Annotated in this window: 11 protein-coding genes; 3 read left to right on the top strand and 8 right to left on the bottom strand. The window is 73.7% G+C overall.

Annotation, left to right across the window (positions count from 1 at the left end; all coding sequences use genetic code 11):
- Nucleotides 1–249: 249 nt before the first annotated feature.
- Nucleotides 250–1,062, bottom strand: coding sequence for a DUF3097 domain-containing protein (locus EAD96_RS20370; RefSeq protein WP_120568992.1), 813 nt, complete (start codon nucleotides 1,060–1,062; stop codon nucleotides 250–252).
- A gap of 161 nt (nucleotides 1,063–1,223) precedes the next feature.
- Here EAD96_RS20370 and EAD96_RS20365 point away from each other — a divergent pair, with 161 nt between their 5' ends.
- Complete coding sequence (locus EAD96_RS20365) at nucleotides 1,224–2,018, top strand: hypothetical protein (protein WP_121685435.1); 795 nt, start codon at nucleotides 1,224–1,226, stop codon at nucleotides 2,016–2,018.
- 63 nt (nucleotides 2,019–2,081) lie between these two features.
- Here the strand turns inward: EAD96_RS20365 and EAD96_RS20360 are convergent, their stop codons facing one another.
- From EAD96_RS20360 to EAD96_RS20330, 7 genes are all read right to left on the bottom strand, one after another.
- A complete protein-coding gene (locus EAD96_RS20360; RefSeq protein WP_192580785.1) occupies nucleotides 2,082–2,945 on the bottom strand; it encodes an HAD-IIA family hydrolase in 864 nt (287 codons plus the stop codon).
- A complete protein-coding gene (locus EAD96_RS20355) occupies nucleotides 2,894–3,925 on the bottom strand; it encodes a ferrochelatase (RefSeq protein WP_121685434.1) in 1,032 nt (343 codons plus the stop codon). Before EAD96_RS20355 ends, EAD96_RS20360 begins: the two co-directional genes overlap by 52 nt.
- A gap of 57 nt (nucleotides 3,926–3,982) precedes the next feature.
- Nucleotides 3,983–4,750, bottom strand: coding sequence for an enoyl-ACP reductase FabI (gene fabI, locus EAD96_RS20350; RefSeq protein WP_120568990.1), 768 nt, complete (start codon nucleotides 4,748–4,750; stop codon nucleotides 3,983–3,985).
- Between the two features lie 23 nt (nucleotides 4,751–4,773).
- On the bottom strand, nucleotides 4,774–5,478 hold the full coding sequence (gene fabG, locus EAD96_RS20345) for a beta-ketoacyl-ACP reductase (RefSeq protein ID WP_120568989.1): 705 nt from the start codon (nucleotides 5,476–5,478) through the stop codon (nucleotides 4,774–4,776).
- Between the two features lie 561 nt (nucleotides 5,479–6,039).
- Nucleotides 6,040–6,990 (bottom strand): VWA domain-containing protein, encoded by a 951-nt coding sequence (locus tag EAD96_RS20340; protein WP_013287373.1) that lies wholly within the window; start codon nucleotides 6,988–6,990, stop codon nucleotides 6,040–6,042.
- A complete protein-coding gene (locus EAD96_RS20335; protein ID WP_121685433.1) occupies nucleotides 6,987–7,934 on the bottom strand; it encodes a DUF58 domain-containing protein in 948 nt (315 codons plus the stop codon). Before EAD96_RS20335 ends, EAD96_RS20340 begins: the two co-directional genes overlap by 4 nt.
- Nucleotides 7,913–9,019 carry a MoxR family ATPase gene (locus EAD96_RS20330; protein WP_120568986.1) on the bottom strand — a complete coding sequence of 369 codons (1,107 nt, stop codon included), beginning with the start codon at nucleotides 9,017–9,019 and terminating at the stop codon, nucleotides 7,913–7,915. The genes EAD96_RS20335 and EAD96_RS20330 overlap by 22 nt, the downstream gene beginning before the upstream one ends.
- Nucleotides 9,020–9,273: 254 nt before the next feature.
- Here EAD96_RS20330 and EAD96_RS20325 point away from each other — a divergent pair, with 254 nt between their 5' ends.
- A complete protein-coding gene (locus EAD96_RS20325) occupies nucleotides 9,274–9,483 on the top strand; it encodes a hypothetical protein (RefSeq protein WP_120568985.1) in 210 nt (69 codons plus the stop codon).
- 73 nt (nucleotides 9,484–9,556) lie between these two features.
- Nucleotides 9,557–10,084 carry a PH domain-containing protein gene (locus EAD96_RS20320; protein WP_120568984.1) on the top strand — a complete coding sequence of 176 codons (528 nt, stop codon included), beginning with the start codon at nucleotides 9,557–9,559 and terminating at the stop codon, nucleotides 10,082–10,084.
- The last annotated feature ends 87 nt before the right edge of the window (nucleotides 10,085–10,171 follow it).

The raw sequence follows: 10,171 nt of genomic DNA, 5'->3' as shown, positions 1-10,171 counted from the left end.
TTGCACTTGTGGCCCCCATTTCGGCCCGATACGCCCGATCCGCCGGGACCACAACTCCATGATCGACGCACACCCGCACCGCTCGGCGCGGTGATCAAGGAGTTTGTGTCGGCGTCGATCTCCAGCACGCCCACAAACTCCTTGATCAACCAGGCGAGGGGCGCGGGGACGGGAGACGGAAGGGAGACCCAGGCGGGTACGGGACCGAGGGCGGACGGAGCCGCGCACGGCGGGTCCGGGGGCGACCACTCACCCGGGCTCGGTGACGAAGTCGATCAGGCGCTCCATCGCGTTGATCAGCGGCGTCTCCACGTCGGCGAAGCTGTCCACCCGGGACAGGATGTGCCGCCACATGTCCGCCGGCTCGGCCACCCCGAGCGCCGCGCAGACGCCCTCCTTCCAGGGCTGCCCCGGAGGCACCACGGGCCATGCCGGGATGCCGAGCGCCGCCGGGCGCACCGCCTGCCACACGTCGACGTACGGGTGCCCGGTGACCAGCACGTACGGCGAGTTGACCCGGGCCACGATGCGGCTCTCCTTCGAGCCGGGCACGAGGTGGTCGACGAGCACGCCGAGGCGGCGGGACGGGCCGGGCGCGAACGCGCGCACCTCGTCGGCGAGCGCGTCGATGCCGTCGAGCGGTTCCACCACCACGCCCTCGATGCGCAGGTCGTCGCCCCAGATCCGCTCGACCAGCGCGGCGTCGTGCACGCCCTCGACCCAGATCCGGCTGGCCTTGGCGACCTGCGCCCGTACGCCGTCCACAGCGATCGAGCCGGACGCGGTGCGCCGTCGTGCGGCGGGCACCGGGGCGCGGGCGGGCCGCCGCAGCGTGACCGGCTTGCCGTCGAGCAGGAACGCGGCGGGCAGCAGCGGGAAGTTGCGCCGCCGCCCGTGCCGGTCCTCCAGCACCACAGCGCCGGAGTCGAAGCCGACCACGGCGCCGCAGAATCCGGAGTCGGCGTCCTCGACCACCAGGTCGGGTTCGGCGTCGACCTCGGGGGTCACCTTCCGTCGTCGCCAGTCGCCGGCCAGCACGTCCCCGTCGTATCGCCCCGCCATGCCGCAGACGCTAGCCAGCGTCCCGGCGTGTCGCTCGGCGACGCGCCGACCGGGCCACCATCCGTCGGCACGAAACGGTGCGAAGGGGGTAGTTGGGGCCAGGTCGCGCCGCCGGAGCGGCAGCCGAGACAGCAGCGGCGCGGAGCACGTACCCTTTCCGCATGTCCTCCCCCGCAACGGGCGCGGCCACACTGGCTCCGCGCCGGTCGAGCCGGTTCGTCGCCTGGGTGCGTGCCTGGCGAGCCGGCCTGGTGCCGTTCGACGAGGTGGCCGACGCCGTCGCCGGCGACGAGGAGCACCTCGTCGCCGACGCCCCCGGCACCTGGACCGACGTGTCGCTGCGGGAGGCGCTGCCCAGCCTCGCCAAGCACTCACCCGACGACATCCGCCTGGTGCTGCCCGCGCCCGGCGACCCGCGGGGCCTGCCCGGTCCGGGCGCGTTCGCCGGGGCGGCGCTGGTGGCGGGCGAAGCGGTGGTGGCGAGCGGGATGGGGCTGGTGCCCGAGGTCCGTACGCACACCTCCGGCTCGGGGATGACCTGGGAGACGGTGCTCTGGCGGGTCCACCCGCTGCCGGCGGACGCGCCGAAGGCGTCGCTCGCCACGCCGGGTGCGGCGGAGGCGGAGGCCGAACTGGCCGCCGTGCTGGCCGAGACCACCGCGACGCTGACCCGGCTGGACGTGGCGCAGTGGCGGCCCGAACTCGCCGGGGCGCTCGCCGCGCTGCGCCGCCCGGACGGCGCGACCGACCTGCCGCCCGGCTTCGACCCGCGGGCCCGCCGACTGTTCGCCCGCGCGGCGGTGCTGGACCGGGTGCTCGCACTGGCCGGCGAGAGCGCGCCGGGTGGCGCGGTCAACACCTACGAGGCGCAGCAGCGGGACGCGGCGCTGCGGCCGCTGACCACCGCGTGCCGGCAGGCCCTGGTGGCCGCCTGCAACGCGCCGCTGCGTCTCTAGCGCCGCAAGCGCCACCGACAGCGGCCGGGCGAGCAGCGGCCGGAGCGGCGGGACAGCCCGCGCTCAGACCTCGTCGATCAGGTCGGCCACCGAGTCGACGATCCGCGACGGCCGGTACGGGTACCGCTCCGCCTCGGTCCGGCTGCTGATGCCGGTGAGCACCAGGATCGTCTCCAGCCCGGCCTCCAGGCCGCACAGGATGTCGGTGTCCATCCGGTCACCGATCATCGCGGTCGACTCGGAGTGCGCGTCGATGGTGTTCAGCGCCGAGCGCATCATCATCGGGTTGGGCTTGCCGACGAAGTACGGGTCGACGCCGGTCGCCTTCGAGATCATCGCCGCCACCGAGCCGGCCGCCGGCAGCGCGCCCTCCATCGACGGGCCGGTGGCGTCGGGGTTGGTGCAGATGAATCGCGCGCCGTCGTTGATCAGCCGGATCGCCTTGGTTATCGCCTCGAAGCTGTAGGTGCGCGTCTCCCCCAGCACCACGTAGTCCGGGGCGAAGTCGCTGAGCACGTACCCCACCGCGTGCAGCGCCGTGGTCAGGCCGGCCTCACCGATCACGTACGCGGTGCCGCCCGGCCGCTGGTCGGCCAGGAACTGGGCGGTGGCGAGCGCGGACGACCAGATCGCCTCCTCCGGCACGTCCAGCCCCATCCGGGCCAGCCGGGCCTGGAGGTCGCGCGGCGTGTAGATGGAGTTGTTCGTCAGCACCAGGAACGGCTTGCCGGAGGCACGCAGCTTCTTGACGAACTCCGGGGCGCCGGGCACCGGCTGCCCCTCGTGCACCAGCACGCCGTCCATGTCGGTGAGCCAGCTCTGCACCGGCTTTCGGTCAAGCATCGTGTCGTCCCCAGGGTGTCGTCGGGTCGGGCTCAGGGCCGGCGGGCCGGGGGCACGCAGCACAACGCCGGGCAGGTGTCCCAGGCGGGCAGCTCGCCGAGGCGGCGGCGCAGCCGCTCGCCGTCCGGGGCGGTGCGCTCCAGAACCAGCTCGCGGACCATCGCCACGAACCGCGGATCGGTGCCCGGCGTGCCGGCGCGGACGAAGTCCAGGCCGAGCTGCTTGGCCGTCTCCAGCGCCTCGGTGTCCAGGTCCCACACCACCTCCAGGTGGTCGGAGACGAAGCCGATCGGGCTGACCACCACGCCCGTCACGCCCTGCTCGGGCAGCGTGGCCAGGTGGTCGTTGACGTCCGGCTCCAGCCACGGCACCTGCGGCGGCCCGGACCGGCTCTGCCAGACCAGGTCGTACGCCAGGTCGGGCGCGGCCGCGGCGTGCACCAGCCGGGCGGCCTCCTCGAGCTGGGCGGTGTAGCGGCCGCCGTGCGGGCCGGCGGTGGCCGCCGCGGACATCGGGACCGAGTGCGCGGTGAAGACCAGCCGGGTGCTGTCCCGCTTCGCCGGGTCGAGCTGGGCCAGCGCGGCCCGGACCGCGTCGACGTGCGGCTCGATGAAGCCGGGGTGGTCCCAGAACTGGCGGAGCTTCTCGATCAGCGGGGCGTCCGGGCCGACCGCGGCGCGGGCCGAGGCGATCTCCTCCTGGTACTGCCGGCAGGACGAGTAGCCGCCGTACGCGCTGGTGACGAACGCCAGCGCCCGGGTGATCCCGTCGTCGCGCATCCGCGCGACGGTGTCGGCGAGCATCGGATCCCAGTTGCGGTTGCCCCAGTAGACCGGCAGGTCGACGCCGTTGGCGGCGAAGTCCTCGCGGATCGCCGCGAGCAGGTCACGGCACTGCTGGTTGATCGGCGACACCCCGCCGAAGTGCATGTAGTGCTCGGCGACCTCGGCCAGCCGGTCCGGCGGCACTCCCCGCCCCCGGGTCACGTTCTGCAGGAACGGGAGAACGTCCTCGGGCCGCTCCGGGCCGCCGAAGGAGACCAGCACCAACGCGTCGTACGCCATGGGGACCATTGTCCCTCGCGGCCCGGGGCGGCGCGGCGGCCACCCCGGGTCCGGGTGTCAGGCGCCGATGGCGTGGTAGCCGCCGTCGACGTGGACGATCTCGCCGGTGGTGGCCGGGAACCAGTCCGACAGCAGCGCCAGGCAGGCCCGGGCGGCCGGCTCCTGGTCGGTCAGGCTCCAGCCCAGCGGCGCCCGCTCGGTCCAGGCGTCCTCGAACTGGTCGAAGCCCGGGATGGACTTGGCGGCGATGGTGCGCAGCGGGCCGGCCGCGACCAGGTTGCTGCGGATGCCCTGCTTGCCCAGGTGCAGCGCCAGGTAGCGGGAGGCGGACTCCAGCCCGGCCTTGGCCACGCCCATCCAGTCGTAGACCGGCCACGCCTTGGTGGCGTCGAACGTGAGACCCACCACCGCGCCGCCGGCGGACATGAGCGGCAGCGCGGCCATGGCGAGGGACTTGTACGAGTAGGTGGAGACCTGGAGCGCGGTCGCCACGTCCGCCCAGGGGGCGTCGAGGAATCCGCCGCCGAGGCAGCTCTGCGGGGCGAAACCGATCGAGTGCACGACGCCGTCCAGGCCGTCGACGTGCTCGCGTACCTTGTCGGCCAGCCCGGCCAGGTGTTCCTCGTTGCTGACGTCCAGCTCGATCACGGGCGCCGGCTCGGGCAGGCGCTTGGCGATCCGCTCCACCAGGGAGAGCCGGCCGTAGCCGGTGAGCACGACCTGGGCGCCGTTCTCCTGGGCGAGCTTCGCCACCGAGAAGGCGATCGACGCGTCGGTGATGACGCCGGTGACCAGCAGCCGCTTACCGGCGAGAAGTCCGGACATTGCGTGTCTCCTCCGTGCTCTGCTCAGTGACCCATGCCGAGGCCGCCGTCGACCGGGATGACGGCGCCGGTGACGTATCCCGCCGCGTCCGAGGCGAGCCAGGTGACGACGCCCGCGACCTCGTCCGGGGTGGCCATCCGGCCGGCCGGGATCGACTTGCGGATCTCCGCCTTGCGCTCCTCGGGCAGGCCCGCGGTCATGTCGGTGTCGATGAAGCCGGGTGCCACCACGTTCGCGGTGATGTTGCGGGTGCCCAGCTCGCGGGTGATCGAGCGGGCCACGCCGACCAGGCCGGCCTTGCTGGCCGCGTAGTTGACCTGACCCGCGCCGCCGGAGAGACCGACCACTGAGGAAATGAAGATCATCCGCCCCCAGCGGCCGCGGAGCATCTTCGTCGAGGCCCGCTTGGCGACCCGGAACGAGCCGGTCAGGTTGGTGTCGAGGACGCGGGCGAACTGCTCCTCGGACATCCGCATGATCAGCGTGTCGTCGGTGATGCCGGCGTTGGCGACCAGCACCTCCACCGGGCCGAGTTCGGCCTCGATCGCGGTGAACGCGGCGTCGACCGACTCGGCGTCGGTCACGTCACACCGCACACCGAACAGGCCCTCGGGGGCTTCGCCGCTCCGGTACGTCACCGCCACCCGGTCGCCCTGCTTGGCGAACGCCTGCGCGATGGCCAGGCCGATCCCCCGGTTCCCGCCGGTCACCAGCACGGTTCGGGCCACGGATCCCCCTCTGCTCCAGTGATCTCTCGGTCGGTCGGAGCCTAGGGGTTACCGACAGGTAAGCGCTAACCCGCGCAGGTCACAGGGCCGCTCCCGCCGGGGTCCGCGGGACCGGTCGGCCGCGTGCGCGACACCCGCACCCCCGGTGTACGATCACCGGGTCTGCGGGCCGCTCTGCGCCCGCGTTCCGGGCCCCGCCGACCGACAGGAGGTGATCGCTGTGCGAGATAGCGATCCTCCCAGTCGTGGCCGGGCCCACCGTCAGCCCCGCTGAGCCACGGCTCCGTCGACGCGGCTGACCCGCTTCCCGCCCTCCGCACCGCATCCGCTCTCCGGCCACACCTGCCGGGGGTGGCCCTGCCGCGCGGCGGAGCACCCGGTCACGACTTCGTGCGCGTACGCCCCGACCCCCATCGGCCCGCACCGGGCCGACCGTCGCCACGGAGCACACTCATGAGCCGTTACGTCGCCCCGCTGGGCTTCACCCTCGCCGCCGTCTGGGTGGCCGTCCTGTTCGTGCTGGCCGGCGGCGGTCACTGACCACCGCCGGCCGGTTCCGGCTCAGACCAGCCGGGACGTCCAGAGCAGACTCAGCCCGCCCGCGCACAGGGCCAGCAGCAGCGCGATCCCCGCGTACCACTGGGTGATCTCGCGCGGCTCGGTCCGGTAGCCGATCGAGCTGCCCATGTCCTGGTAGACCTGCTTCAGCTCGCTGGCCGACGCGGCCTCGTAGAAGAAGCCCTGCGTGGTCTCCGCGAGCTGGGACAGCGCGGTGCGGTCCACCGGCACCCGCTGGAGCTGTCCGCCGATGTCGACCTGCCCGGAGTCGGTGCCGAACGCGATGGTGGACACCGGCACGTTCGCCGCCTGCGCCGCCGCGGCGGCCTCCTCGACCGAGCGGCCCGACGTGCGGTAGCCGTCGGACAGCAGCACGATCCGGGCCGGCGGGATGCCGGCGGCGCCGTCGGCCGGCACCGACCGGATCGCCTCCAGGCAGGTGAACACCGCCTCGCCGGTGGCGGTCGCCTCGGCCAGCACCAGCCCGTCGATGGCGGTGGTGACGGCGGCCCGGTCCTTGGTCGGCGGCACCAGCACGTTCGCCGACTTGGCGAACGAGACGAGTCCCAGGTTGTAGCTCTCCGGCAGTTCGCCGACGAACTGCTTGGCCGCCTCCTGCGCCGCCTCCAGGCGGTTCGGCGACACGTCGTCGGCCTGCATGGACAACGACACGTCGATGGCGAGCATCACGGTGGCCCGTTCCAGCGGCTCGCGGGTGTCGATCGCCGGCCGGGCCAGCCCGGTCGCCAGCACCAGCAGGCAGAGCAGGAACGCGGTGGCCGCGACGTGCCGCCGCCAGCCCAGTCCCTTGGGCGCGACGGTGCGCAGCAGGTCGACGTTGGTGAACCGCAGCGCGTACTGCCGGCGGTGCAGTTGCCGCCAGACGTACGCGGCGGCGAGGGCGAGCACCGGCAGCACGGCGAGCAGCCACCACGGTTGCAGAAAACGGATCATCGAGTCGTCCCTCGGGTGCGGGCGTGCCGCTGCGCGGCGACGAAACGCACCATGTCCAGCAGCCAGTCTCGGTCGGTACGCAGGCGCAGGTGGGCCGCGCCCGCGGCGCGCAGTTCGGCGGCGATCGCCAGGCGCTGGGCGGCCGCCGCCTCGGCGTACCGGCGGCGCAGGCCCGGGTCGGCGGTCTGCACCTCGTGCAGTTCCCCGCTCTCCGGGTCGACCACCGGCAGCACCCCCACGTCGGGCAGTTCCAGTTCCCGCGGATCGACCACCTCGACGGCCAGCACGTCGTGGCGGACCCGCAGCTTACGCAGCGGCCGGCCCCACTGCGGCGGCGGCGCGAGGAAGTCGGAGATCACCACCGCCACGCCGCGCCGCCGGGGCGGCCGGTTGAGCATTTCGACGAGCGCGCCGAGGTCGCTGCGGCCGGGCCGGATCTCGGCGCCGGCGACCGCCCGCAGCAGCCCCTGCGCCTCCTTGCGGCCTCCGCGGGCGGGCAGCCGCAGCACCGTCCCGGGACCGCCGGTGCCGACCACCGCGCCGATCCGGTTGCCGCCCCGCACGGTGAGGTGGGCCAGCGCGGCGACTGCGGCCACCGCCACGTCCCGCTTGAGCCACCGTCCGGTGCCGAAGTCCAGGCTGGCCGACATGTCGACGGCCAGCCAGGTCTCCAGTTCGCGGTCGGCCACCGTACGCCGCACGTGCGGCATCGTGGTGCGGGCGGTGACCGGCCAGTCCATCCGGCGCACGTCGTCGCCGGGCCGGTACTCCCGGGACTCCCCCGCCTCACTGCCCGGACCGGGCAGCAGCCCGGCGTAGTCGCCCTGGAGCAGCCCGTCCAGCTTGCGGGTGACCATGAGCTGGAGCCGGGCCAGCGCGGCCCCCGAGCGGTCGCCGGTGGCGCTCAGCCGGGTGGGCGAGGTCACGGCCGCTGCCCGGGCCACCCGTTGTGCGGCACGGCCGGCGGCGGTGGTGCGGCCTGCTGGCGGGGCGCGACGGCGGGCAGCGGGATGGTCGACATCACCCGGTGCACGATGTGGTCGGCCGGTACGTCGTCAGCGAGCGCGTCGTAGCTGAGCACCAGCCGGTGGCGCAGGATGTCCGGTGCGATGTCCTGCACGTCCTGCGGCAGCGCGTAGTCCCGGCCGCGCAGCAGCGCCAGCGCGCGGGTGGCCCGGACCAGGCCGAGCGAGGCCCGCGGGCTGGCGCCGTACTGGATGAGCTGGGCCACGTCGGGCATGCCGTGCTCGGCCGGCGCCCGCGTGGCGAGCACCAGCCGGACCGCGTAGTCGACGAGCGCGTTGTGCACGAACACCTGGTCGGCCTTGTGCTGGAGGGCGACCAGGTCCGGGGTGTCGAACACCCGGGCCGGCTCGGGCGGGGCCACGCCCATCCGGTAGACGATCTCGCGCTCCTCGGCGTCGGTCGGGTAGCCCACGACGATCTTCATGAGGAACCGGTCCCGCTGCGCCTCCGGCAGCGGGTAGACGCCCTCCTGCTCGATCGGGTTCTGGGTGGCCATGACCAGGAACGGGTCGGGCACCCGGTGGCTCTCGCCGCCGATGGACACCTGCCGCTCGCTCATCACCTCCAGCAGCGCCGACTGCACCTTGGCCGGCGCGCGGTTGATCTCGTCGGCGAGCAGGAAGTTGACGAAGACCGGGCCCAGCTCGACGTCGAACTTCTCGCTGGACTGCCGGTAGATCCGGGTGCCCATGATGTCGGCGGGCACCAGGTCGGGGGTGAACTGGACCCGGGCGAACGAACCGCCGACGACCCGGGCCAGGGTCTCCACGGCGAGCGTCTTGGCCACACCCGGGACGCCCTCCAGCAGGCAGTGGCCCCGGGCCAGCAGCGCGACGAACATCCGCTCGACCATCCGGTCCTGGCCGACGATCACCCGCTTGGTCTCGAACAGCGCCCGCTCCAGCAGCGTGGCGTCCTGTGCCGGGGTGGTGCCCGCCGGGGGCGGCGCGTCCGGCGCCACCTCGGTCGGGTTCGGCACGTCGGGTGTGGTCGGCTGGGCCACCGGTCCTCCACAGCAGGGTCGTCGTCGCGGCGTGGTGCGTATCAAGACTGTCATGCCTCGCTGAGAGCCGAGGGTGGGAGAGGCACGATTTTCGCCGCGCCGTCCGGCCACGCCGTCCCGCCGCGCGGGAAACGCTGAACACGGGTGGACAACAAGGGGTCCGCCGTGTGTACGATTCACCCCGTCGCCGGGCGGCTCCCCCCGTGGCCGCCCGGCGCTAAAACTCCCGGCGTGCGGCCTCTAGACTCGCCCCGGTGACGACTCCCACCACCCCGGACGAGACGCTGATCTGCTCGGCGCGGGGGTGTCGCGCACCCGCCGCCTTTCAGCTCCGCTGGCACAATCCCCGCCTGCACGCGCCGGACCGGCGCAAGACCTGGCTGGCCTGCCCGGAGCACCGGGGCTCCCTCGGTGACTTCCTCGAGGCACGCGGCTTCCTCCGCGAGGTGGTCCCGCTTCCCTGATCGCCTACGCTCGAAGCGTGAGCGAGCAGATGATCCGAGTCCGTACCGGCGGCGAGCACGGCAGGTCCTCCCGGTGAGCGGTGACGGCCCCGCCGGCGTTCCGCCCGCCTCGCGCAGCGCGTTGGAGCCCTGGCCGGACACGGTCCGGTGGCAGCCGATCTCGCGCGACCTGATCTGGGTGGAGCTGATCCGGCTCGGCATCGGGCTGGCCGTGGCGCTCGTGGTGCTCGGCGTGGCCTGGGCGCTGTCCGGGCACTGGCTGCTAGGTGCCGCCGTCGGCGTCGCGCTGCTCATCGGCGTCTGGCGGTCGGTCACCATCGTGCGCGCGGTCCGCGCCTGGGGGTACGCCGAGCGCGACGACGATCTGCTCGTGCGGCACGGCCTGCTGGTGCGGCGGCTGTCCATCGTCCCGTACTCGCGGATGCAGTTCGTCGATGTGAGCGCGGGTCCGCTGGAGCGCGCGTTCGACCTCGCCACAGTGCAATTGCATACGGCGGCCGCCGCGAGCGACGCCCGCGTGCCCGGTCTGCGTCCGGCCGAGGCGTCCCGGCTGCGCGACCGGCTCACCGCGCTGGGCGAGGACCGGGCGGAGGGCCTGTGAGCGAACGGAGCGACTCCGGCGCCCCTCCGCCCCACGACGACCGGCCCGACCCGACCCCCGGCCCGCCCGCGCCGGATTACGGACCAC

Origin of the sequence: Micromonospora sp. BL1, from assembly GCF_003667485.1 — a bacterium.
Taxonomy (GTDB): domain Bacteria; phylum Actinomycetota; class Actinomycetes; order Mycobacteriales; family Micromonosporaceae; genus Micromonospora; species Micromonospora tulbaghiae.
Note: the sequence above shows the minus strand (reverse complement) of the source record. Positions and strands in the feature narration are given on the sequence as shown.

Bases quoted from the DNA above. Each gene is read 5' to 3' on its own strand.
- EAD96_RS20355 (WP_121685434.1), bottom strand. From the start codon at position 3,925: ATGGCGTACGACGCGTTGGTGCTGGTCTCCTTCGGCGGCCCGGAGCGG.
- EAD96_RS20365 (WP_121685435.1), top strand. From the start codon at position 1,224: ATGTCCTCCCCCGCAACGGGCGCGGCCACACTGGCTCCGCGCCGGTCG.
- EAD96_RS20340 (WP_013287373.1), bottom strand. From the start codon at position 6,990: ATGATCCGTTTTCTGCAACCGTGGTGGCTGCTCGCCGTGCTGCCGGTG.
- EAD96_RS20370 (WP_120568992.1), bottom strand. From the start codon at position 1,062: ATGGCGGGGCGATACGACGGGGACGTGCTGGCCGGCGACTGGCGACGA.
- fabI (WP_120568990.1), bottom strand. From the start codon at position 4,750: ATGTCCGGACTTCTCGCCGGTAAGCGGCTGCTGGTCACCGGCGTCATC.